This is a genomic window from [Collinsella] massiliensis (assembly GCF_002161605.1).
In the GTDB taxonomy this organism is placed as follows: domain Bacteria; phylum Actinomycetota; class Coriobacteriia; order Coriobacteriales; family Coriobacteriaceae; genus Enorma.
This window is the reverse complement of sequence record NZ_NFIE01000003.1, coordinates 113979-138290: the sequence shown is the minus strand read 5'-3', so window position 1 is coordinate 138290 and position 24312 is coordinate 113979. Positions and strand designations below refer to the sequence as shown.

General features: G+C 67.4%; 21 protein-coding genes. 18 read left to right on the top strand and 3 right to left on the bottom strand.

Going from position 1 to position 24312, the window contains the following annotated elements:
• The first annotated feature begins 128 nt into the window (after positions 1-128).
• Positions 129-323 carry a hypothetical protein gene (locus tag B5G02_RS02035; protein ID WP_019239786.1) on the top strand — a complete coding sequence of 65 codons (195 nt, stop codon included), beginning with the start codon at positions 129-131 and terminating at the stop codon, positions 321-323.
• Between the two features lie 17 nt (positions 324-340).
• On the opposite strand, the gene B5G02_RS02030 is transcribed toward B5G02_RS02035, so the two are convergent.
• Positions 341-1564 carry an ATP-binding protein gene (locus tag B5G02_RS02030; RefSeq protein WP_241146130.1) on the bottom strand — a complete coding sequence of 408 codons (1224 nt, stop codon included), beginning with the start codon at positions 1562-1564 and terminating at the stop codon, positions 341-343.
• A gap of 292 nt (positions 1565-1856) precedes the next feature.
• On the opposite strand from B5G02_RS02030, the gene B5G02_RS02025 reads away from it, so the two are divergent.
• The 12 genes from B5G02_RS02025 to B5G02_RS01970 all read left to right on the top strand — a co-directional run bounded on the left by B5G02_RS02025 (position 1857) and on the right by B5G02_RS01970 (position 15724).
• Positions 1857-3200 carry a glutamine synthetase family protein gene (locus B5G02_RS02025; RefSeq protein WP_094334978.1) on the top strand — a complete coding sequence of 448 codons (1344 nt, stop codon included), beginning with the start codon at positions 1857-1859 and terminating at the stop codon, positions 3198-3200.
• A 160-nt stretch (positions 3201-3360) separates the two neighbouring features.
• Positions 3361-4023 (top strand): winged helix-turn-helix transcriptional regulator, encoded by a 663-nt coding sequence (locus B5G02_RS02020; protein WP_019239783.1) that lies wholly within the window; start codon positions 3361-3363, stop codon positions 4021-4023.
• 176 nt (positions 4024-4199) lie between these two features.
• Entirely contained in the window at positions 4200-5684 is a 1485-nt protein-coding gene (locus tag B5G02_RS02015) for a S1C family serine protease (RefSeq protein ID WP_094334977.1), read from the top strand.
• Between the two features lie 243 nt (positions 5685-5927).
• Positions 5928-8120 (top strand): NAD-dependent DNA ligase LigA, encoded by a 2193-nt coding sequence (gene ligA, locus B5G02_RS02010; RefSeq protein WP_094334976.1) that lies wholly within the window; start codon positions 5928-5930, stop codon positions 8118-8120.
• Positions 8121-8312: 192 nt separating this feature from the next.
• Complete coding sequence (locus B5G02_RS02005; RefSeq protein ID WP_019247119.1) at positions 8313-8792, top strand: type II toxin-antitoxin system Phd/YefM family antitoxin; 480 nt, start codon at positions 8313-8315, stop codon at positions 8790-8792.
• Positions 8785-9219 (top strand): type II toxin-antitoxin system VapC family toxin, encoded by a 435-nt coding sequence (locus B5G02_RS02000; protein ID WP_232385544.1) that lies wholly within the window; start codon positions 8785-8787, stop codon positions 9217-9219. Before B5G02_RS02005 ends, B5G02_RS02000 begins: the two co-directional genes overlap by 8 nt.
• 107 nt (positions 9220-9326) lie before the next feature.
• Positions 9327-9920, top strand: coding sequence for a MarR family winged helix-turn-helix transcriptional regulator (locus B5G02_RS01995; protein WP_094334975.1), 594 nt, complete (start codon positions 9327-9329; stop codon positions 9918-9920).
• A complete protein-coding gene (locus B5G02_RS01990; protein ID WP_094334974.1) occupies positions 9913-11766 on the top strand; it encodes an ABC transporter ATP-binding protein in 1854 nt (617 codons plus the stop codon). The genes B5G02_RS01995 and B5G02_RS01990 overlap by 8 nt, the downstream gene beginning before the upstream one ends.
• Positions 11766-13775, top strand: coding sequence for an ABC transporter ATP-binding protein (locus B5G02_RS01985; protein WP_019239777.1), 2010 nt, complete (start codon positions 11766-11768; stop codon positions 13773-13775). Before B5G02_RS01990 ends, B5G02_RS01985 begins: the two co-directional genes overlap by 1 nt.
• Before the next feature lie 217 nt (positions 13776-13992).
• Entirely contained in the window at positions 13993-14706 is a 714-nt protein-coding gene (locus B5G02_RS01980) for a Bax inhibitor-1 family protein (RefSeq protein WP_019239776.1), read from the top strand.
• A 231-nt stretch (positions 14707-14937) separates the two neighbouring features.
• On the top strand, positions 14938-15399 hold the full coding sequence (locus tag B5G02_RS01975; protein WP_019239775.1) for a helix-turn-helix transcriptional regulator: 462 nt from the start codon (positions 14938-14940) through the stop codon (positions 15397-15399).
• Between the two features lie 4 nt (positions 15400-15403).
• On the top strand, positions 15404-15724 hold the full coding sequence (locus B5G02_RS01970; protein WP_019239774.1) for a hypothetical protein: 321 nt from the start codon (positions 15404-15406) through the stop codon (positions 15722-15724).
• Between the two features lie 27 nt (positions 15725-15751).
• On the opposite strand, the gene B5G02_RS01965 is transcribed toward B5G02_RS01970, so the two are convergent.
• A complete protein-coding gene (locus B5G02_RS01965; protein WP_232385543.1) occupies positions 15752-17083 on the bottom strand; it encodes a hypothetical protein in 1332 nt (443 codons plus the stop codon).
• Positions 17084-17120: 37 nt separating this feature from the next.
• Positions 17121-18341 carry an amidohydrolase gene (locus B5G02_RS01960; protein WP_019239772.1) on the bottom strand — a complete coding sequence of 407 codons (1221 nt, stop codon included), beginning with the start codon at positions 18339-18341 and terminating at the stop codon, positions 17121-17123.
• A gap of 257 nt (positions 18342-18598) precedes the next feature.
• On the opposite strand from B5G02_RS01960, the gene B5G02_RS01955 reads away from it, so the two are divergent.
• From B5G02_RS01955 to B5G02_RS01935, 5 genes are all read left to right on the top strand, one after another.
• The gene (locus B5G02_RS01955) at positions 18599-19450 is read left to right on the top strand and encodes a hypothetical protein (RefSeq protein WP_094334973.1); all 852 of its coding nucleotides are present in this window, start codon (positions 18599-18601) and stop codon (positions 19448-19450) included.
• A gap of 103 nt (positions 19451-19553) precedes the next feature.
• The gene (locus B5G02_RS01950; protein WP_094334972.1) at positions 19554-21197 is read left to right on the top strand and encodes an amidohydrolase; all 1644 of its coding nucleotides are present in this window, start codon (positions 19554-19556) and stop codon (positions 21195-21197) included.
• A gap of 256 nt (positions 21198-21453) precedes the next feature.
• Positions 21454-21741 carry a co-chaperone GroES gene (gene groES, locus B5G02_RS01945; protein ID WP_019239769.1) on the top strand — a complete coding sequence of 96 codons (288 nt, stop codon included), beginning with the start codon at positions 21454-21456 and terminating at the stop codon, positions 21739-21741.
• 72 nt (positions 21742-21813) lie between these two features.
• On the top strand, positions 21814-23451 hold the full coding sequence (gene groL, locus B5G02_RS01940; RefSeq protein ID WP_094334971.1) for a chaperonin GroEL: 1638 nt from the start codon (positions 21814-21816) through the stop codon (positions 23449-23451).
• A gap of 330 nt (positions 23452-23781) precedes the next feature.
• Positions 23782-24285 (top strand): hypothetical protein, encoded by a 504-nt coding sequence (locus B5G02_RS01935; RefSeq protein WP_019239767.1) that lies wholly within the window; start codon positions 23782-23784, stop codon positions 24283-24285.
• Positions 24286-24312 lie beyond the last annotated feature (27 nt).

Sequence of the window (24312 nt, the reverse complement as noted above, 5' to 3'; positions counted from 1 at the left end):
GCTTGCTCCCCCTCGTAGTGGCCGGGGCGCGCTCCCTCTTCGCGCCCCGGCCGTTTTCTTGCACGCCCGTCCGGAGTCGTCTCCCAGCGGGTACATGAGGTTTAGTATGAAAGCAGGAGGTTGAACCAATGGGCGTGGCAGATATCATCATCCTGACGCTCGTCGCCGCGGCGTTCATCGCGGTGTGCGTGCGCGTGCGGCGCAAGGGCACGTGCGCGGACTGCTCGTCCGCGGGCAGCTGCAGCTCGTGCGGGCAGAAGGGCTGCCCGGCGTGCAAGGGCGTCGACAAGGTCGCCGACGACCTGGGGCGCGGCGTCCGCTAGGCCGGCGGGGCGGTTCCTCAGCGGGAAGCTCCCGCGCGCGGGCGCTCGAGGAGCCAATCGACGATGTTTACGTGTCGGATGCCTCCATAATCGCCGAGCCCTATGCGATCGAGCGTGAGAAGCGTCTTGGGGTAGTTATCTTGAATGCTGCGAAGCGGTGCGAGCTCACGGCTGAGCGTGCCTTCGTCAAGGACGCTGAGTGCGACTTGATAGTAGCTGGTGCCATGTTGGTCTTCGGTAATGAAGTCAATCTCAGTTGAAGCGGCGCGGCCGACGAAAACCTTTCGACTACGGCGTTGGAGCTCAAGATAGACAAGATTCTCCAAACGGTGCCCCAAATCGCTTTGGTCTCGTCCGAGCAGCAGGTGTCGGAACCCCAAGTCGCCTAAATAGTACTTACCGCCTCGTTCTAGGAGCCGCTTACCCTTTGCGTCGTAAGGCTTTGCCTCGTAGAGAATGTATGACTCGGTGAGTGCATCCAGGTACTCGCCGACTGTGGTGGGGGAGAGCTTCGATCCGTTTCGCGCGAGGCCGTCCGCGATTTTCTTGAGCGAGAATTGGTTGCCGATGTTATCTGCCATGAATGCGAGCAGCGCTCGGAGGCTCGTGAGGTTGAAGCGCGGGTGGCGCTGGGAAACATCTTTGATGAGGATCGTGTTCAGCACGCCGTCGAGGTAGTCAGCGGTATCTTCTTCGGGAAGCGCGGTGGTGTAGGGTAGCCCACCATAGATGAGGTAGCGGTTGAGAATCGTATCGTCGTCTTCGCGTTCTGGAAATGCGCTGCGATACTCGGCGAAGGAGAGCGGCATCATATGCAATTCGACATAGCGACCCGTTAGCAACGTTCCCAGCTCACTGGATAACAGGTCAGAATTCGATCCGGTGATGTACACATCGGTATCCTCACGAGCATACAGCGCGTCAACCGCCTGCTCGAAGTGGGGGATGCGCTGTACCTCATCGATAAAGATATAGGTCTGCTTCTGCTCGCTCACGTCCATGCGCGAGATGACCATGCGGTAGAGCTCTTCCGCGGTCTTCGGCGCATCGAACGCCATGCGCTCGATGTCGAGGTATATGATGGCGTTCGGCGGGGTGCCATCGGCTTCAAGAGCTTGACGTGCAAGCTTCATCGCGGTTGATTTGCCGCTGCGGCGCAAGCCGGTTACCACTTTGATGACATCACGATCGCGCCATGTTTTGAACCAGTTGAGCGCGCGCGGTCGTTGAATGATGTCCATAGTCCTCATGACCGTCCTCTCGTGTGCATCAATGCATCCAGTTCGATGGACATTTCTACAAGTATGATTATTTTATCCAACTCACTGGATGAAATTCAAACATGAGGCACATTTATCCAACGAACTGGATGATTGGCGGGTTCTGACGACGCGAGCGCCGGCATCCTTGCGGCACCGCAACGGGAAACGGCACGGAAACAATCGCGTGCGATACTGCAGGGCGGATGAAAGGCGCGGCGCCCATGCTGCGCGCGTGCACGTTTCCGGCATGCCTCGTTCGAAGGGACGCCTTATGGACAAACAGCAGAACATCGACTTCGTCCTCCGCACCGTTGAGGAGCGCGACATCCGCTTCGTGCGCCTATGGTTCACCGACGTGCTCGGCCGGCTCAAGAGCTTCGCCATCAGCCCGGAGGACCTCGAGGTGGCGTTCGAGGAGGGCATCGGGTTCGACGGCTCGTCCATCGAGGGCTTCACCACGCCCGAAGAGGCGGACATGCTCGCGTTCCCCGACCCCTCGACGTTCCAGGTGCTTCCGTGGCGCCCGTCGAAGGACGGCGTGGCCCGCGTGTTCTGCGACGTGCGCAGGCCCGACCGCACGCCCTTCGAGGGCGACCCGCGCGAGTGCCTGCGCCGCATGTTCTACCGCGCCGAGGCCGCGGGCTACCTCATGAACGTGGGCACCGAGATCGAGTTCTACTACTTCCCGGACGATCACACGCCCGAGCCCATGGACGAGGCGGGCTACTTCGACCTCACGCCGTCCGACTCCGCGCGCGACCTGCGGCGAGACACGGTGCTCATGCTCGAGAAGATGAGCATCCCGGTTGAGTACACGTTCCATTCGAGCGGCCGTTCGCAGCACGGCATCTCGCTGCGCCACGCCGAGGCGCTCACCACCTCCGACGCCATCATCACGGCGAAGTACATCATCAAGCTCGAGGCGTACGGTTCGGGCATCCATGCGTCGTTCATGCCGAAGCCCATCGCCGGCGCCTCGTCGAGCGCGATGTTCCTCCATCAGTCGCTCTTCGACCACGATGGCAACAACGTCTTCTGGGGCGAGGACGATGCGACCTACCACCTCTCGGACATCGCCAGGCACTACATGGCAGGCATCCTCGCGCACGCGCGCGAGATCTCGGCCATCACGAACCCCACGGTGAACTCGTACAAGCGCCTGGGCGGCGGCGGGGCGAACAACGGCCCGGCGTTCGCCATGTGGGGGCTGCGCAACCGCTCCGCGATGATCCGCGTGCCCATCTACAAGCCGGGCAAGCAGCTCTCGACGCGCATCGAGCTGCGCACGCCCGACCCCATGGCGAACCCGTACCTGGTGAACGCCGTGACCCTCGCGGCCGGCCTCGACGGCATCGAGCGCAAGCTCGAGCTGCCGCCCGAGCCCACGCCTGAGCTCATCGCCGGCGGCGAGCGCGCGCTCGCGGAGGCCGGGTACGCCACCTTGCCGCGGAGCCTGGACGAGGCGCTCGACTATTTCGAGGACTCGCAGTTCATGAAGGATGCGCTCGGCGAGCACATCCACTCGTTCTTCCTCAGGCGGAAGCGCGACGAATGGGCGAAGTTCTCCGCGACCGTCACGGAGTGGGAGCTGAAGCACTACTTCGCCGGCGCATAGCCGGGGTGGCCCGCCCGCGCGCCGCGACCCCTGCCGCCGGGGCCTTGCCCGGCGCCGCGCAGCGCCCATGCGGGCGCATTCGTGATATGTCAGTTGCCCCGTGCAGGCCACGCGGGAGTCTGGCATGCGGTATGATGAAATCTATCGAAGGAGGTGCTCCATGGCCGATACGTGCATCCTGTTCATGGCACGAACGACGCGTTTCTACGAGTTCGTATGCACCCTCACGCAGCCGCTCGGCGTCGAGGTGAGCCTTGCCACGCCCGATTCGCCCACGGCGGCACATGATTTCGATCTGCTCGTGCTCGACGCGGACGGCATCCGCAACGACCGCATCGAGCAGATCGTGAAGTGGCTCGACGACCGCGGCGGCATCCCCATGCTCGTCATCGCCGACGAGGAATCGCTCCCCACGCTCCATCTGCCCGCGCATTCGCGCTCCGACTTCATCAGCTCCGGCGCGAGCGAGGTCGAGCTCGAGGTGCGTGCCCGCCGCCTACTGGGGGACGAGGACGCCTTCGCGGTGGACGACGTGCTGCATATCGACAACCTCGTCATCAACCTCGCCACCTACCAGGTATACCTGGACGACGAGCCCGTCGACCTCACCCTCATGGAGTACTCGCTGCTCTCGTTTCTGGCCACGCACCCCAACCGCGCGTACTCGCGCGAGGTGCTGCTGCACCGCGTGTGGGGCTTCGAGTACTGCGGCGGCACGCGCACCGTCGACGTGCACATCCGGCGCATCCGCTCGAAGGTGGGCCCGCAGATCGCGGCGCACATCACCACCGTGCGCGGCGTGGGCTACCTGTTCAAGGAGTAATGTCGCTGCGCGCCGACCGGTATGCGGAGCGCGTGGAGCCCCATCGCATTTAGTTAATCTTGGCTGAAGATTATCCCCCGGAATCGCTCCACGTCGCGGGCGGGGTACAAAACGGGCAGCATGAGGAATGTCGGGCGCTCGCGCCCGGCGTCGGGAATAGCGAAAGGATGATCTTCATGGATGAGAGGGATTTCCAGCATCGCGAAGGCGCTGCTGCGGGCGAGGGCACCGGTTCGTCGCCGCGCATCTCCATCGAGACCAATCAGACCCCGTCCGAGGGCGAGGGGCAGGGGGGCGCCACATGGCAGTCCCAGCCGACGGTCGAGCAGCCCAGCGCGACCGCGTACCAGCACGCGGCGGGCACGCAGGCCGATGAGCAGGCGGGCGCGCACTGGCAGCACGCCGCCCAGCAGGCGGCACCCGCGACCGCGACGGTGGATACGCGCACGGTCGTGAAGACCAAGACGAAGAAGATGCCGGTCTTCCTGGCATCGCTCGCCGGCCTCGTCGTGGGCGCGGTGCTCGTGATCGCGCTCGTCATGACCGGCGCGCTCAACATCGGGGACTCGAGCGTCGACGCGCCCGCGCTCTCCGGTTCGAACAGCGCGCAGACCATCAAGATCGACGCCGAGGACACCACGCTCGCCGAGGCCGTGGCGGCCAAGGCGCTGCCCTCGGTGGTGTCGATCTCGGCGGTGAACGAGCAGACCGGCTCCGGTGGCGTCGGCTCCGGCGTCATCCTCGACACGGACGGCAACGCGCTCACGAACTACCACGTCATCGAGGGCGCCACGGCGGTGAGCGTCGAGGTGGACGGTGAGAGCTACGAGGCCGACATCGTGGGCTCCGACGCCTCGAGCGACCTCGCGGTGGTGCGCCTGAAGGACATCGACACGAGCACGCTCACGCCCATCGAGGTGGGCGACTCGGACGACATCACCGTGGGCGAGTGGGTCATGGCCATCGGCAGCCCCTTCGGTAACGAGCAGTCCGTCTCCACGGGCATCGTGAGCGCGCTCTACCGCTCCACGGCGCTGACCGGCACCTCGGGCACGGCGATCTACGCGAACATGATCCAGACGGACGCCGCCATCAACCCCGGCAACTCCGGCGGCGCGCTCGTGAACGCGGAAGGCCAGCTCATCGGCATCAACTCCGTGATCGAGTCCTACTCCGGCTCCAGCGCGGGCGTGGGCTTCGCCATCCCGTCGAACTACGCCATCAACATCGCGGAGCAGATCATCGCGGGCGAGACCCCGGCGCACCCCTACATCGGCGTGACCGTGACCTCCGTGAACGCGTTCACGGCGCGTGAGCAGGGCCTCCCGGTCTCCGAGGGCGCCGTCGTGACCGCGGTGAACCCGGACAGCCCGGCGGCCGAGGCCGGCCTCGAGGTGGATGACATCGTGACCGCGGTGAACGGCGAGCCCGTCACCTCGGCGGACGGCCTCATCATCGCGGCGCGCGAGCACCAGATCGGCGAGACGATCACGCTCACCGTCGTGCGCGGCGACAAGACGCAGGACATCGAGGTCACGCTCGGCTCCGACGCCGACCTCCAGGAGAACAGCCAGGACGGCACGACGGGCGACAGCTCGGGCAGCCTCATGAACGAGGACGAGTTCCGCCAGTACCTCGAGGACCTCATGGCGAACCAGTAGCGTCTGCGCGCGCCGCGTCGATTGCAGGGCGTGGGCGCGCACAGGACAGCCCCTGAACCCACGCGGGCGCATGCGATGCACGGAAACGGCAGCGCATGCGCCCGCGGCATGTTTCGAGGAGGAACGGGGAAGACGCGCGACGAGCCAACGAAGCCGTCCGCGCCGGGGCGGGCGGATGGTACCCTGAGAGGGCAAACCGACGAACGGGGAGTCACGGTGAAACAGCTGAACCTTTTTGATGATATGGACGCGCAGGCCGAGGGCACGGACGAGGCGGCGCGCGCGGAGGCCCGTGAGGCCGCTGCCGAGCGCGCGGCGGAGCTCAACCGCCAGCTCGAGTACCATGCGTACCGCTACTACGCGCTCGATGCGCCCGAGATTACGGACGCCGCCTTCGACAAGCTCCTCATCGAGCTGCAGCAGATCGAGGCGGCCTACCCGGAGCTCGTCACCCCGCGCTCGTACACGCAGCGCGTGGGCGGCTACGTGTCGCCGCAGTTCCAATCCGTCGAGCACATGGCGCGCATGTACTCCATGGACGACGCCATGAACCTCGACGAGCTCGACGAATGGCTCGAGCGCACCGAGGCCGCGCTCGGGGCGGGGCACGCGACCTACACCTGCGAGCTCAAGATCGACGGCCTCGGCGTGGCGCTCACCTACGAGGACGGTCGCTTCGTGCGCGCGGCCACGCGCGGCGACGGCGTGACCGGCGAGGACGTCACCCTGAACGTCCGCACCATCCGCGATGTGCCCATGCGCCTGTCCCAGGCGGCGCTCGCGCACATGGGCGCCGACGCGCGCCGCCCCATCGAGGTGCGCGGCGAGGTCTACATGCCCAAGGGCAGCTTCCTGCGCTTGAACGAGGAGGCCGACGCCCAGGGCCGCGAGCCCTTCGCCAACCCGCGCAACGCCGCCGCGGGGAGCCTCCGCCAAAAGGATCCCAAGGTCACGGCCAGGCGCGACCTGGCGACCTTCCTCTACGCCGTGGCGGACACCGCGCCCCTGCACGTGGACTCGCAGCACGCGTTTCTGAGCTGGCTCAAGGAAGCCGGCTTCTCCGTGAACCCCAACGTCGCACGCTGCACCACGCCGGCGGAGGTGCACGCGTTCTGCGCCGACGCCCTCGCGCATCGCGAAGACCTCGATTACGACATCGACGGCGTGGTGGTGAAGGTCGACAGCTTCGCCCAGCAGGACGAGCTCGGCTTCACGGCGCGCGCCCCGCGCTGGGCGATCGCGTTCAAGTTCCCGCCGGAGGAGAAGGAGACCGTCCTGCGCGAGATCCGCATCCAGGTGGGGCGCACGGGAGTGCTCACGCCGGTCGCGGAGTTCGATCCGGTGACGGTCTCGGGCTCCACCATCGCGCGCGCGACGCTGCACAACGAGGATGAGGTGCACCGCAAGGACGTGCGCGTGGGCGATACCATCGTGGTGCACAAGGCGGGCGACGTGATCCCCGAGGTCGTGGGGCCGGTGCTCGCGAAGCGCCCCGCCGACGCCGCGGAGTGGCGCATGCCCCGGACGTGCCCCGCGTGCGGCAGCCCCGTGGTGCACGAGGAGGGCGAGGTCGCGTACCGCTGCGTCTCCATCGACTGCCCCGCGCAGGTGAAGGAGCGGCTCGCGCACTGGGTGAGCCGCGGGTGCATGGACATCGACGGCGTGGGCGACGAGCTCATCGACAAGCTCATCGAGGCGGGGCTCGTGCACGACGTGGCGGACTTCTACCAGCTCACGGCCGACGACCTCGCCGGGCTCGACACGGGCCGCACCTACCTCAAGGACGACAAGCGCCGCGGCGTGCGCGCGGGCGACCCCATCCCCGTGGGCGCGACCATCGCGGCGAAGGTCGTCGACGAGCTCGTGAAGTCGAAGGCGCAGCCGCTCAGCCGCGTGCTCTTCGCTCTGGGCATCCGCCATGTGGGCAAGAGCGTGGCCGAGGTCCTCGCGCGGCGCTTCCTCACGCTCGACGCGCTCATCGTGGCGAACGAGGACGACATCGCCGCCGTCGACGGCGTGGGGCCGAAGATCGCCCAGAGCGTGCGGCAGTTCTTCAGCGTCCCGGAGAACCTCGCGGTGCTCGAGCGCCTGCGCGTGGCGGGGCTCACCCTCGAGGAGGACCTCTCCGGCGAGGCCGCGCGCGCGTCGCAGGAGACGGGCGTGGCCGAGGACCTCGTGGCGGCGCAGCCGCTCGCGGGGCTCACGTTCGTGCTCACGGGCACGCTCGAGCGCCGCACGCGCGACGAGGCCGGGGCGGCGCTCAAGGCGCTCGGCGCGAAGGTGACGGGCTCCGTCTCGAAGAAGACGAGCTACGTGGTGGCAGGCCCGGGCGCGGGCAGCAAGCTCGCGAAGGCCGAGAGCCTGGGCGTGCCCGTGCTCGACGAGGAGGCGCTCGAGCAGGTGCTCGCGACGGGCGAGGTGCCCGCGGCGGAGTAGGCGCGCTGGGCGCGGCGCTCGGCTGCTGCCACGGCGGCGGGCGCGTTCACAGGTAGGCAGGTAGAAGGCGATATCGACGGGCTCCTTCGGGGCGGTCGGTATCGCCTTTTTGCATGGCGATACACGCTTGCTCTATATGAACGTAGCTATTACTATAGATATTAAGGTAGACATTCGGTCGAGGAGGTTGCCATGTACACGGCGAGCTTTTCCGAGGCGCGCAAGAACCTGACCGAGATCGCCGACCGCGTCGCGACGGACGGCGTCGAGTACACCATCTTCAAACGGAGCAAGCCGCTCTTCAAGATCGTCCCGGTGCGCGATGAGCCCGCGGGCGAGCCGGTCGCCACGGTGGCCAAGTCCCTCACGCGCCGCGAGGCGGCGGAGCGCGCAGCTGCCCGCGCCGACCGCGTGCGCACGCCGAAGAACTGGGCTGACCTCAAGGCTGCGGCGGCCGCCGAGGCGGGGGCGCTCGGGGCCGCGGCTTCCGCTGCCGTGACGGTGGCGGAGGAGGTCCCCGCGCCCGACCCGGCGCGCCCGCGCATCCCCGACGGCGGCCAGGAGCTCTTCGAATACGCCATGCAGCTGCGGGCGCGCATGCCCCGCAATACGTTCCTGTCCACCCTGACCCCGGAGGGGCTCAAGCGAGAGCTGGCGAACCGCGATGTCTAAGATGCTGCTCGATACCAACACCCTGCTCGACTACGTGATTCCGGACCGCCCCGAATCGGATGAGGCGCTCGAGCTCGTCAAGCTCATCATCAACCATGTGCATACGGGCCTCGTTGCCGCGTCCTCGCTCAACGACTTCTATTACATCTCGCGGAAGACCCTGTCCGAGCAGGAGCGACGCGACTGGCTGCGCATCTTCATCCGCATCTTCGACATCGAGGAGCTCGACGTCGAGGCGTGCGCCATCGCCCTCGATTCCAACGAGCCGGATTACGAGGACGGGTGTATCCGGGCGATCGCCGAGCGCGCGCAGGTCGACTTCATCATCACGCGCGACCGTACGGCGTTCGAACGCTCGTGGGTCAAGGCGTATTCGGCGAAGCGCTTCCTCGAGTTGTTCCCGCCGATCGAGTCGGACGAGGGGTGAGGTCGCGCTTCGTTTCGCTCAGGTTTCGCGCTTGACGCGCCGCGCTGCGCGCGGTATCAGTTGATGCGTCAACTGTTGATATGTCAACTATCGGGAGATGATGGGGCATGCCAGACCCCTGTGGTTCCCAGCCGGTGGGCGGTGACCGTTCCGACCTCTTCGAGCTCCGCTCGCTGCTCTACCGCGCGAGCCATGCGCAGCGCCAGCTCATGCACCCCTACATGGCGTCGGTCGGCCTGGGCACCGGCCAGCCCAAGCTGCTTTCCTACCTGCATCGCTTCGGGGCGTGCTCCCAGCGCGACCTGGCGGAATACTACGAGCTCGACCCCGCGGGCGTATCGCGCATGCTCGATGCCCTGGCGAAGAAGGGGTTCGTCCAGATCGCCCCGGCGGCAAGCGACAAGCGCAGCAAGACCGTGACCCTCACCGCGGAGGGGGAGCGCGTCGCCCGCGCGTGGGACGCCGCGTGCCGCGAGGAGGCGACGGTGATGCTTCGGGGCTTCACGGACGAGGAGCGCCGGGCGTTCGCCGATTACCTCGCGCGCGCCCACGCGAACCTCAAGGCGTACGGCAAGGCGCTCACCGGCTCGGCCGCGGACGCGTCGGCCGCACCCGATGCCGCGCCGGCGCCATGCGAGGCCGCCTACGCCGCGGCGCCTGCCGCCGGCACCGCCCCCGAGGGGGTGCCCGCCCATGCATGAGTTTCGCCGCATCGTATCCTACCTCGGCCCGTACCGCCGCGATGCCATCATGGGCATCCTGCTCGTCGTCGTGGAGAGCGCCTTCGAGATGGTCATCCCCATCCTCATGGCTGACATCATCGACGTGGGCGTGGCCGGCCGCGACCTCGACTTCATCTTCCGCCAGGGCGTCTACATGGCTATCTGCGCTTTGCTCTCGCTCATCACGGGCCTCGCGTACGCCCGCTTCGCGGCGCGCGCGACCTACGGGCTCGGTGCGCGCCTGCGCGCGGCGGAGTACGAGCGCGTGCAGGACTATAGCTTCGCGAACCTCGACCATTTCGAGACGTCCTCGCTCGTCACGCGCATGACCACCGACGTCACGGTGATCCAGAACGCCCTCAACGCGGGCTTCCGCCCCATGGTGCGCGGGCCGGTGATGCTCATCATCGGCTTCATCCTCGCGTTCTACCTCAACGCCGAGCTCGCGCTCGTGTTCGTGGTCGTGGCGCCTGTCATGGCGATCTCGATGGCGCTCATCGTGCGCCGCGTGGGGCCGCTCTACGGCGTGCTGCAGGCGACGGTCGACAAGCTCAACGACGTGGTGCAGGAGATGCTCACCGCCGTGCGCGCCGTGAAGGCCTACGTGCGCGGCGACTACGAATGCGAGCAGTTCCGCCGCGTGAACCAGGGGCTTGCCGCCACGAGCGAGCACACGTTCCGCTTCGCGGTGCTCAACATGCCCGTGCTCTACACGTCCATGTATACGGCCACGACGCTCATCATGTGGTTCGGCGGCCAGATGATCTTGGGCGGCGCGCTCGAGGTGGGCGAGCTCACGGGCTTCCTCTCCTACGTGTTGCAGATCCTGAACTCGCTCATCATGATCTCGAACGTGTTTCTGCTGCTCACGCGGTCGCTCGCGAGCATTCACCGCATCTGCGAGGTGCTCGACGAACCCATCGATCTCGCCTCGCCCGAGCACGCGCTCGAGGAGGTGCCGGACGGCTCCATCGAGTTCCGCGACGTGTCGTTCAAGTACCGCGCGGACGCCCGCGAGTGCGCGCTCGAGCACGTGAACCTCTCCATCGCGGCTGGCTCCACGGTGGGCATCCTGGGCGGCACCGGCAGCGGCAAGACCACGCTCGTGCAGCTCATCCCGCGCCTCTACGACGTCACGGAGGGCGCCGTGCTCGTGGGCGGGCACGACGTGCGTGCCTACGACCTTGCGGCGCTGCGCGATGCCGTGGCGATCGTGTTGCAGAAGAACGTGCTGTTCAGCGGCACGGTGCGCGAGAACCTCATGTGGGGCGACGGCAAGGCGGCCGAGGAGGAGCTGCTCGAGGCGTGCCGGCAGGCGCGGGTGGACGAGTTCCTCGACCGCTTGCCCGGCGGTATCGATTACGACCTCGGCCAGGGCGGCGTGAACGTCTCGGGCGGGCAGAAGCAGCGCCTGTGCATCGCCCGCGCCCTGCTCAAGCGGCCGAAGGTCATCATCTTCGACGACTCCACGAGCGCCGTCGACACGGCCACGGACGCGAGCATCCGCCAGAACCTCAGCCGCCTCACGGGCGTCACGAAGATCATCATCGCGCAGCGCGTGGGCTCCGTGCAGGACGCGGACCAGATCGTCGTGCTCGACGACGGGCGCGTGCACGCCGTGGGCACCCACGGGGAGCTGCTCGCGACCGATAGCATCTACCAGGAGATCTACGCGTCCCAGACGCGCGGCGGCGATACGTCGGCGCCCGGTGATTATTTGGTGTCAGACACCTTTTTATCATCTGCTGCGCCCGATGATAAAAAGGTGTCTGACACCAAATTATCACCCGGCGCATCGTTTGATAGGGAAGGGGGTGCGCGCTGATGGCTGCACCCGGCAACAAGCCCAAGAACCTGCGCGCTACGGTACGCGAGCTGCTCTCGTACCTCGGCCGGCACAAGCTCATGTTCGGCGCGGTGGCGGTGCTCGTCGCCACATCCGCCGCGGCGAACCTTCTGGGCACGTACATGATCCGGCCGGTGGTCGACGCGCTCGCCGCGGGCGCGTACGGCGACTTCGTGCGCGGCGTCGTGCTCACCGCCTGCATCTACGGCGTGGGCGTGCTCGCGGCGTTCGGCTACACTCAGCTCATGGTGCATGCGGCGCAGCGCGTGCTCGTCGAAATCCGGCGCGACCTTTTCGCGCACATCCAGACGCTGCCGCTGCGCTTCTTCGATAGCCATAACCGCGGCGACGTCATGAGCTACTTTACGAACGACGTCGACACCGTGGCCGAGGCCATGAACAACAGCTTCGCGATGGTCATCCAGACGTTCATCCAGATCGTGGGCACGCTCGTCATGATCTTCGTGCTCAACTGGCAGCTCTCGCTCATCGTGGTGCTGGGCTATATCTGCATGTTCACCTACATCGGGTACTCCACGAAGAAGAGCCGCGCGTTCTACCAGCGGCAGCAGGGGGTGCTCGGCGAGCTCGACGGGTACATCGAGGAGATGCTCGGCGGGCAGAAGGTCGTGAAGGTGTTCAACCACGAGCACGCCAACCTTTTCGCCTTCCGCGAGAAGAACGAGCGCCTGCGCGTGGCGGGCACGAGCGCGCAGTCGTATGCGGCCTCGATGGTGCCCGCGGTCGTGTCCATCAGCTACATGAACTACGCGATCGTGGCGGTGCTCGGCGGCTGGATGGCCATCAACGGCTGGACGGACGTGGGCGTGCTCGCGAGCTACCTCGTGTTCGTGCGGCAGACGGCCATGCCCATCAACCAGTTCACCCAGCAGTCGAACTTCCTGCTCTCGGCGCTTGCCGGCGCGGAGCGCGTGTTCGCCGTGATGCATGAGGCGCCCGAGGTGGACGACGGCCGCGTGGAGCTCGTGCGGACGGGCGACGATGCATGGGCGTGGCGGATCCCGGACGGTTACGGCGTGGGCGCGTGGGGCGCGCTCGTGCCGGTGGCGGCGGGTGAGGGCGCGGTTGCTGCAGGCGCGGCCGGCGGTGCGGCAGGCGGCGGCGCGGGCGCTTCCGACGGCGCTGTGGGGGAGGACGCGCTCGGCGCACCTGCAGCGGCGGAGATGGGCGCGCGCGTGCAGCAGACGGCGCTCGGTGCGGACGGCACCGTGCTCGCGACGGGGCTCGTCCCCCTGCGCGGCGACGTGCGCTTCCACGACGTGTCCTTCGGCTACGACGAGGGTCATGAGGTGCTCCACTGCATCAACCTCTTCGCGAAGCCCGGACAGAAGATCGCCTTCGTGGGCTCCACGGGCGCCGGCAAGACCACCATCACGAACCTTATCAACCGCTTCTACGACGTGCAGGAGGGCGAGATCACCTACGACGGCATCAACGTGAAGAACATCTCGAAGGCCGCGCTGCGCGGGAGCTTGGGCATCGTGCTGCAGGACACGCACCTCTTCACCGGCACGATCGCCGACAACATCCGTTTCGGCAAGCTCGACGCCACGGACGAGGAGGTGCGCGCGGCGGCGAGGATCGCGAACGCCGACAGCTTCATCCGCCGCCTGCCGGACGGCTACGACACGATGGTGACCTCGGACGGCGCGAACCTCTCGCAGGGGCAGCGGCAGCTTCTGGCCATCGCCCGCGCCGCGGTGGCCGACCCGCCCGTGCTCATCCTGGACGAGGCGACTTCGAGCATCGACACGCGCACCGAGATGCTCATCGGCCGCGGCATGGACCAGCTCATGCGCGGGCGCACGACCTTCGTGATCGCGCACCGGCTCTCCACCGTGCGCGACGCCGACGCGATCATCGTGCTCGAGCACGGGCGCGTGGTGGAGCGCGGCAGCCACGACGAGCTCCTCGCCCTGCGCGGCCGCTACTACCAGCTCTACACCGGCATGCTCGAGTTGAGCTAACGCCTGAGGGGGAGGGGGTTGGTTGGGGACGTGTTCCTTTCAACCCCTTTTTTACTCACGGTGATGGGTTGATTGGAAAAAAGGGGTTGAAAGGAACACGTCCCCAACCAACCCCCAACCAACCCATCTAACCTGTCGTCCCGGGCGCATGGCATGCGCGATATGGGGTACACTGTCCAGAATCGGGCGCGACGTGCCCGCACCGATCGGAGGAAGTATGAACGAAGTCGAACGGTACCAGTCTCAGCAGTACCAGCAATATGGCGGCCCCATCTACCAGCAGGGCCCCGCCCCGCGGCTCATCTCGCGCCGCCTGTACAACATCGTGCTCACCGGATTCGTGGTGCTCTCGTTCGTCATCATGGCGGCGTGCTCCTACATCACCGGCACCTACGAGTTCCTGATGTTCTTCATGCGCAACGCCATGCTGTTCCAGATCGGCAGCCTCGTGGCGAGCATCGGCGGCATCGTCGCGATGAGCATCGGCCGCGCCAAGGATAACCTCACGCTCGGCCTCGTGGGCTACGCGATCTTCACCCTGACGTTCGGGTTCACCACCTCGCTCGTGCTCGCCGCCTACGACATGCAGACCATCTCGGTCGCGTTCTCCGCGACCGCCGGCATCATGATCGTGTTCGGCGCCGCGGGCATCATGTTCCCCCGGTTCTTCGAACGCATCCAGGGCGTGCTCTTCACGGGCCTCCTCGCCATCATCGTGATCGAGCTCGTGCTCGCGATCTTCGGCGTGCGGCAGACCGCGACGGACATCGTGGTGATCCTGCTCTTCTGCGGCTTCATCGGCTACGACGTGCACCGCGCCTCCACGGCGGCGCCCACGCTCAACAACGCGCTCTGGTACGCCATCGAGCTCTACCTGGACATCATCAACGTGTTCATCCGCCTGCTGGCGCTCTTCGGCCGCCGCGACTGATGTACAACCACCCCAGGGGTTTTGTTACAGCTGCTGCACATGCGGGCGGGTGGCCTCGGCTGCCCGCCCGTTTCATGTAAAAACACCCTAGGGGTATTTTTACATGGGCTGCACGGTCAAATTGACAAGATGTCAAGCGCATTTGCTTGCGCGGAACCGTCTGAGCTGGGAATGTAGAGGAACACGGTGGGGCCGCGCCGCAACGGGCGCCCGTCCGGTTAAGGAGGCCGCATGATCAAGGACAAGCTGCTCGCGCTGCGCAAGCGGAGCGGGATGAGCCAGCAGGAGGTGGCCTCGGCCATCGACGTCACGCGCCAGACGGTGAGCAACTGGGAGCAGGGCCAGGGCGCGCCGGCGCTCGACAAGGCCGCCGCTCTCGCCAAGCTCTACGGCGTGACGCTTGACGACCTCGCGAACGACGAGGTGAGCGTCGTGAGCTCCGGGCGCGGCGCCCATCGCGACCTCCATGTGCTCGAGCGCCTCGTGGGCAAGCGCGTGACCATCGGCTTCATGGACGATGACGACCGCGGTGCCGTGACGGGTGCCGAGCTGCTCGGCGTGACCGAGAGCTGGCTGCGCGTGTCCTATGTGCAGAAGACCTCCCGCCTGGGCAGCCCCAAGGTCGCGAGCCAGCCGGTGGTGACGCTCATCGATGCGGCCGACGTGGCGAGCGTCGTCGTGGAGCGGGGGTGATCGCATGGAGGTCATGGCTTGGGCGCTGTTCCCGATGATGGTCTACCTCATCGCGGCGATGCCGTCGAAGAAGTACCTCCGCCGGCTCGTTGGCGGCGAGGAGCGCCACACGTCGAGCTTGATCGCGCTGCTGAAAGGCCGCCTGGGGCAGCCCTGCACCCTCGTGTTCGACGAGTTCGTCGCGGGCATCGGGGCCGTGCGCCTGAGCGGCACGCTCGTGGACGTCGACGACGTGTGGGCGTGCATGGAGTGCGCGGACGAAAAGACCGGGGACGTGCAGCTCAAGGTCGTCCGGCTCAGCCTTGTGCGCAGCCTGGAGGAATAGCGATGTAAAAATACCCCTGGGGTAAATTTACATGCGGGCGAGGGTCAGCGGCTCGGTGGCGCTCAGCGTGGCGGTGCGGTATTGGAAGCCGTTCTCGAGCGTCTCGGCGCGCATCATGCCGATCTCGTAGGGCGGCTCGTCCTCGTGCTCCGCTGCAGCGGGATTGGGCTCGATGGAGTAGAGCGAAGGGTAGAGGGCCTGCGTCTCGACGCCACGCTGCGCGAGCTCGCTTGCCACCGCGCCGTTGTCGTAGGCGATCGCGATGTTGAACCAGCCGTGCTCCTGCACGTCCGAGGGAGCCGAGGAGAAGACAGCCGCGGCAGGCTCGAGCTGGTAGACCTCGAAGGCCTCGGGTTGAAGCGGGCGACCCTCGCGCTCGACCAGGCTGCCCGAGTCCCGCAGTTCGTCAAAGGTATAGGCATTGGCATCCACGCGCAGCGAGAGGTCGTCGGCGCGCAGGCGCACGCCCGGCTCGTCGGAGGTGGCGTACACCCCGTGGCCGAGGGGAATCCAGTCGACGATGAGCCAGTCGCCCGCCCCGTCCGCGGCGCCGAACGGGTTGAGCTCCCCGAGCTTTCCGCACCCTTCGGCACCGCCTTCGAGGTATCCCGCCTGGTAGACCTGCACCCTGGTCTCCGGGTCGCCGTCGGTGAGCGGAAGCAGCGAGCGGCACAGCTCGTCGAGGGGCTCGACCCACTCGGGCTGCTCCGGGACGTCCATGGGGAACCCGCCCTCATAGCTGGCGTGGGGGCCGCTGAGCTCCACCCAGACCACGGGCGACCCCAGGTTGACGCGCGGCGCCTCCTCCGCGAAGAAGTCCTCGTCCCCGGTATAGCGTGTATAGAAGAACGAGCCCGTCTGCTCGGCGGCGTCCTCGTCCCGCTGCCACGTCCACGGGGAGATGCGCCCGCTGAGAAACCCCGCTTGGTTGGGCGAAGAGCCGTTGATGAGCAGGCGGTCGACGGTGTACCCGGACGCTTCGAGCTGCCGCGTGCCGTCCTCGAGCGCGTCGCGGAAGCGCTGCTCGTACGCCGCCACGATCTCGTCCTGCTGCCGGTTGTCGCCGATGACGCCCGCTTCGAAATCCACGAGCACCGTGGAGCCGTCCTCCATGGTGCAGAAGGCCCTGCCGCTCGACTGGTCGGAGAAGAGCTGGAACGAGCGGTCCTCCCAGATGTCGAGCACCTTCGTGCGCTCGCCGTACTTGCGCTCGTAGTAGCGCTCCGCCTGTCGCGTCACGGCCGATGCGTCGAACTCGCCGAGGTTCGAGCAACCCGCGAGGAAGAGTGCTCCGCCGGCAAGCAGCAAGCAGCCGACGAGCAGCGCGAGCATACGGATGCAACGACGGGAGGCACGCATGGCCACATCACCCCAACATGTAAAAATACCCCTGGGGTTATTTTACATGTTCGGCAAGGAAGTCGACGGCGTACTGGGCGCAGAGCATGGCGCCCTTCGCGAGGACGCTCTCGTCCACCTTGTAGAAGCACGAATGCTGGGCGAACGTGGCCCCGAGGGCGGGGTTGCGCGTGCCCACGAAGGCGAGCACGCCGGGCACGAGCTCGAGGTAGCGCGAGAAGTCCTCGCCGGAGAGCGTGCCGCGGTAGCGCCCCACGGCCTCCTCGCCGAGCACCTCGACGATCGCCTGCCGGCACCGCGCGGAGGCGCGCTCGTCGTTCACCACCGCGCCGTGCGCCACGGTGTAGTCGGTGAGCTCGGCCTCGGCGCCCAGGGCGGCGGCGGTGTGCACGGCGATGCGCTCGATGAGCTTGGGCATGGCCTCGTGCGCGGCCTTGCTGTACGTGCGCACCGTGCCAGTGAGGTAGGCCGTGCCCGCGATGACGTTGCGCGCCGTGCCGCCGTGCAGCTCGCCCACCGTCACCACGGCGGGCTCGTAGGGGCTGAGGTCGCGGCTCACGATGGTCTGCAGGTTGTTCACGATCTCGGCCGCCGCGATGATGGCGTCCGCTCCGCGCTGCGGCATGGCGCCGTGGCAGGACGTGCCGCGGATGTCCAGGCGGAACCAATCCGTGTTCGCCATGCGCGGCCCGGGCTCGCACGAGATGGTGCCGGTCTCGACCTCGCTCCAGATGTGCGCCGCGTACGCGCCGTCGACCCCCTCGCACGCGCCGGCGTCGATCATGAGCGCGGACCCGCCGCCGTTCTCCTCGGAGGGCTGGAACACGGCGCGCACCTCGCCGTGCAGCTCGTCGCGCATCTGGGAGAGGATGCGCAGCGCCCCCAGCTGCATGGCGATGTGGCAGTCGTGGCCGCAGGCGTGCATGACGCCCTCGTTCTCGCTGGCGAACGGCTCGCCCGTGCGCTCGGTGACGGCGAGCGCGTCGATGTCCGCGCGGATGAGCAGGCGTCGGCGCGGCGTGCCGTCCGGGTGGTAGGCGTCCGGCGCGGTGCCGGCGAGCGTGGCGATGAGCCCCGTGGCGAGCGGGCGCTCGTAGGGGATGCCCATGGCGTCGAGCTCGCGGGCGATGGCCTCGGTCGTGGCGAACTCCTGGAGGCTCAGCTCGGGGTGGCGGTGGAAATAGCGGCGCTGCTCGATGATGTAGGGCTCGGCCGCCGTGCCGAGCGCTTGGATGGTGCGGGTCGCCTTGCTTGCCATGACCGTCTCCTCGTGCGTGCCTCGCCTGCTACATGCTGACTGGGCTGCGACCTTCCCGGTGCCGCGCGGGGCGGGGAAGGGCGCCCGCACTAATGTAGCACGCGCGGGGACGGGGCGGGCGGCGGTGCGGCGGGGATGGCGTAGAATGGGGCGGGGAACGTACGCGCGGCGGCAGATGCGCTCGGCGGGCGCGATGCCGGATACGGTGCCCGCCCCGGCGCCGCCCGCGCCGCGCGATGGGATGGGGAAGGACACACATGGGGAAGTACCAGCTGCGCGGGGTCGACGCGCGCACCCGCTACGCGGACATGACGGCCGACGCCTGCTCGCGGGCGTACGCCGCGGACATCCTCCGCGGCCGCCTGCTCTCGATCGCGGGCGTCGTCGCCATCGGCGTGCTCTCGATCGTGGCGGCATCGTTTTCCAACTGGTTCTTCTACGCGATCGGCATCTTCGCCATCGGGCTCGTCGTCGTGCTGTTCCGCAAGTGGACGACGACCAAGTACACCGAGCTCATGGGCATCCTCACGCATGATTGCGACCCTGAGAAGCTGCGCCTCGTCCTGGAGCGCTCCCTGCGCGGCGCGAAGCGCGCCCGCTCAAAGGCGGTGCTTGAGGACGATATCGCGACCTGTGAGTACTATTGCGGCGAGCCCGAGTCCGCCCTCGCGCGCCTCGCGGGCGTCGAGCTGCGGGACAAGCACGACAAGCTGGGCATCCGCAAGACGAGCCTCGAGCTGCTCTGCCGCTACGCGCTCGGCGACGCGGCGGGCGCGAAGCAGGCGCTCGCCGAGCTGAAGGCGCTGCGCAGCCAGGTGCCGAGCTCCTCTGCCTGGGCGGTTCCGCTCGAGACCATGTACGAGAGCGACAAGGAGCTGCTGCGCCCGCACGACCAGTGGACGCGGAAGGACGCCGAGCGCATGTACAAGCGGCTCACGTATGCGGAGAACCACCTGAACCGTGCGTCGGCGCAGCTGCGCCTTGCCGAATACGAGCTGCTGCACCGGGGTACCGACGAGGCGCGCCGCCTGCTCGAGGACCCAGCGCTCGAGCCGCTGTGCCCGCGCGACCAGGCCGAGCGCGCGCGGCTGCTCGCCCGCTTGGCGTGAGCCGGGCGCATTCGACGCACCTGGGCGCGGCGCATGGCGGACGGGTTCGTATGCGCTGCCGCGCGAAGCAATCCGGTTTGGGACGACGAGGAAGGCGGATGGTATGAAGTTCATCGTACGTTCGAAGCGGGTGTTCACCTCGGCGCGCTCCTGCACCGCCCCGCGCGAGCTCGCGTTCGCGGTGGATGAGGCCGGGCGCATCGCGCACGTGGGCGCGCCGGACGACGTCATCGCCGCATGCCCGGCGGCCACCCCGGTCGTGGATTTCGGCGACCGTTTCATCTGCCCCGGCTTCCACGACGCTCACCTGCACTTCTTCCACACGGCGGTCTACAACTCGCCCTTCGTGCTCATGCACATGGGTGAGAGCGAGGCCGAGCTCGTTGCGCGCACGCGGGAGTTCGCCGCGACGCTGCCCGAGGGCGCGTGGGTGGTCACGCAGGGCTGGCGTGACTACCGTTGGGACCCGCCGGTGCCGCCCACGAAGCGCTCGCTCGACGAGGCGTTCCCGGATCGCCCCTGCGCCATGTGTTCGGGCGACGGCCACACGCTCTGGCTGAACAGTCGCGCGCTCGAGGAGCTCGGCATCACACGCGACTCCGAGCCCCCGGCGGGCGGCATCTACGACCGCGATGCGTCGGGCGAGCTCACGGGCGTCATCCGCGAGGCGGCGGCCATGGAACTTCAGCCGCGCCTGCTCGAGTGGCTCAGCCAGGCCGATTTTGAACGCGCCTACACCGAGCAGATGGCGCGCATGGCCGAGCAGGGCATAACCTCGATCTGCGACATGTCGCTCATGCCGCTGCCCGGCTGCGACTTCATCCGCGAGGACATCTACGAGGCGCTCGATGCGCGCGGTGCGCTCACCCTGCGCGCGCACCTGTTCCCGACGCTGCTCGATGACATGTCTCGCCTCGAACGGCTGCAGGAGCGCTACGGCGCGCCCGACGCGAGCCCGCTCATCAAGGCGCCGGGCTTCAAGCAGTTCTTCGACGGCGTGTCGAGCCAGCACACCGCCTACCTTACCGAGCCGTACGCGAACCCGCGCTACCCCGGCGACCGGGGGCACCTCACGGTGAGCGCGGAGCGCATGCGCGCGCTCGTGCTGGCGGCGGCCGAGCGGGGGCACGCGGTGCGCATCCACACCATCGGTGACGGCGCCATCCATGCGGCGCTCGACATCTTCGAGGAGGCGCGGGCGCGCTTCGACCTGCCCACGCAGGGGCGGAACACCCTTGAGCATCTCGAGAACCTGCTGCCCGGCGACATCGCCCGCCTGCATGATCTGGGCATCGTCGCCTCGTCGCAGCCGTGCCACATCACACTCGACCCGGGCGGCCCCGAGCGCGACCTGGGCGAGGAGCGGGCGCGCATCATGTGGCCGTTCGCGACGTATGCGCGCGCGGGCGTCCGGCAGGCCTTCGGCACCGATTCGCCCATCACGCCCGTGACCAGCATGAACGTGCTCTACACGGCCGTGACGCGCCAGGATCCGGTGACGCACGAGCCCGCGGGCGGCTGGCTGCCGAGCGAGCGCATCCCCATGGCGCAGGCGCTGGGGAACTACACGCTCGGGAGCGCGTGCGCCGCCGGCCGCGAGCGCGAGCTGGGGAGCCTCGAGCCCGGCAAGTTCGCCGACTTCGTAGCGCTCGACCGCGACCTCACCGCCTGCGCACCGGACGAGATCCAGGCCACGCGCGTGCTCGCCACCTACGTAGGCGGTCGCTGCGTCTACGAGGCCATGTAAAATTACCCCAGGGGTATTTTTACATGGCGGTCGCGCCGCATGTAGAAACCCCTGGGGTTCTGACATGTAAAAATACCCCTGGGGTAATTTTACATGGCGGCGCGGGGGCACTCATAAAATCTAAGTGTCGAATCATAAGATTTTTTGCTATGGAGTTGTATAAGTTCTCGCGGCTGGGTACTATTCACAGCGTACGTAACGGAATGGTGCTGCGGGCCCGCGTGCGCTCGCGCAACCGACGAAGGAGGAACCCTGTATGAGTCTGAAGCCGCTTGGTGATCGCGTCCTGATCAAGCCGGAGCCTGCGGAGCAGAAGACCGCGACCGGCCTGTACATCGCGAGCAACGCGCAGGAGAAGCCGCAGCGCGGCGAGGTCGTCGCCGTCGGCGCCGGCAAGCTCAACGACAAGGGCGAGCGCATGCCCATCGACGTCAAGCCCGGCGACACCGTGATCTACGGCAAGTTCGGCGGCAACGAGGTCAAGATCGACGGCGAGGACTACCTCCTCATGCGCGCCGACGACATCTACGCCGTCGTCGAGTAAGCGTCGCCGCTCAGGCCGAACCATCCGCTTGCATAGGCTCTATGCAGCATCGTCAGTTGGAGGAAGAACACAATGGCTAAGGATATTACCTTCGATACCACGGCTCGCGCCAAGCTCGCCAAGGGCGTCAACAAGCTCGCCGACGCCGTGACCGTCACCATGGGCCCCAAGGGCCGCTACGTCGCCCTGCAGCGCTCCTTCGGCGCGCCGACCATCACCAACGACGGCGTCTCCGTCGCCAAGGAGGTCGAGCTCGAGGATCCCATCGAGAACATGGGCGCCCAGCTCGTGAAGGAGGTCGCCACCAAGACCAACGACACCGTGGGTGACGGCACCACCACCGCGACCCTGCTCGCCCAGGCCATCGTGAACGACGGCCTGCGCAACGTGGCCGCCGGCGCCAACCCGCTCGCCATCCGCCGCGGCATCGAGAAGGCCGTGAACGCCGCCGTGGCCGCGATGAAGGAGCAGGCGCAGCCCGTCGAGACCAAGGAGCAGATCGCGTCCGTCGGCACCATCTCCGCCGGCGACCCGAAGGTCGGCGAGAAGATCGCCGACGCCATGGACGTCGTGGGCAAGGACGGCGTCATCACCGTCGAGGACTCCCAGACCTTCGACATCACCATCGACACCGTCGAGGGCATGCAGTTCGACAAGGGCTACGTCTCCGCGTACTTCGTCACCGACAACGACCGCATGGAGGCCACGCTCCGCGACCCCTACATCCTCATGACCGACCAGAAGGTTTCGAACGTGCAGGACATCATGCCCGTGCTCGAGGCCGTGCAGCGCTCCGGCAAGGGCCTGCTCATCATCGCCGAGGACATCGACGGCGAGGCGCTGCCCACGCTCGTGCTCAACAAGATCCGCGGCGCGCTCCAGGTCGTCGCGGTGAAGGCACCGGGCTACGGCGACCGCCGCAAGCGCATGCTCGAGGACATCGCCGCCCTCACCGGCGGCCAGGCTGCCCTCGATGAGCTGGGCATCAAGGTCGCGGACATCACGCCCGACATGCTCGGTACCGCGAAGTCCGTCACCGTCACCAAGGACAACACCACCATCGTCGACGGCGGTGGCTCCAAGGAGGCCATCGAGGCCCGCGTGGCGCAGATCAAGGCCGAGCTCGAGCACACCGACTCCGACTTCGACCGCGAGAAGCTCCAGGAGCGCCTGGCCAAGCTCTCCGGCGGCGTGGCCGTCATCAAGGTGGGCGCTGCGACCGAGACCGAGCTCAAGGAGATCAAGCACCGCGTCGAGGACGCCCTGCAGGCGACCCGCGCGGCCGTCGAGGAGGGCATCGTCGCCGGCGGCGGCGTGGCCTTCATGGACGCCATCCCCGCGCTCGACGGCATCGCCTACGATGACCCCGAGGAGAAGATCGGCATCGAGATCGTGAAGAAGGCGCTCACCGCGCCCGTGGCCACCATCGCGAAGAATGCCGGCTTCGAGGGCGCCGTCGTGGTGGACAAGGTCGCGACCCTGCCCGCGGGCGAGGGCTTGAACTCCGCCAACGGCGAGTGGGGCGACATGATCAAGATGGGCGTGCTCGACCCGGTCAAGGTCACCCGCACCACGCTGCAGAACGCCGCGTCCGTGGCCTCGCTCATCCTCATCACCGAGGCGACCGTGACCGACGTGCCGAAGAACACCGCGCTCGAGGACGCCATCGCGGCGGCCACGGCCAACGCGCAGGGCGGCGGCATGTACTAATCGCGCGAGCTCTTGACTCCGATCGGGAAGCCCTCGGCGCCTCTCCTTCGCTCGTCCTCGCTGCGGGGCATCGCCTCGCGGCCAGGACGCCCAGGGGAACGCGCCGGGGGCTTCCCCGCATCTTGGAGGCTCGTGCACGCGGCGCTGGTGGGGCAGGTGCCCGCGCCGCCGCGCGCATCTCCATAAACTTTTCGCTTACGAGGGGGCGGCCTCTTCCGCTAGAGTGGCAGAGCGCCGCAAACGGTCGGTTTTGACCGGCGAACGGTCGTTTCGCAGAGAAATGCCGGTGGCGCCCGGTACGACCCGATTCAGAGAGGATTGATGTCCCCGATGCCCCAGAACAAGCGAGAGAGCCTCATTTTCACCGTCATCATGTGCTTCTGCATGGTGATGGGCATGTCCGTCTACAACGTCGCCCGCGTGCACGGCTGGCAGCTCGATCTGGGCGTCGTCGCCGAGGCGTGGCTGGGCTTCCCGCCCGCCTACCTCGTGGCCATGGCGCTCGACGTGCTGGTGGCGAGCCGCTTCGCCAAGTGGTTCGCCTTCCGCTTCTTGGTCACGCCTGGCAAGAGCGCCCCGTTCGCCATCATGCTCGCCGTGAGCACCATGATGGTCTTCCCCATGGTGCTCTTCATGTCGCTCTACGGCGCGGTCGAGGCCGTGACCCACACGGGCGACATCGCCATGATCCCCGCGATCTGGCTGGGGAACATCCCGTTCAACTTCATCGCAGCACTTCCGTGGAACCTGCTCATCGCCGGCCCCCTCTCGCGCTTCGCGTTCCGCAGTGCGTTCCCCGAGGGCACGGTGCTCGCCGAGCCCGTCGCCCGCTAGGGGAGGGTGCCCCAGCGCTTCTCCATG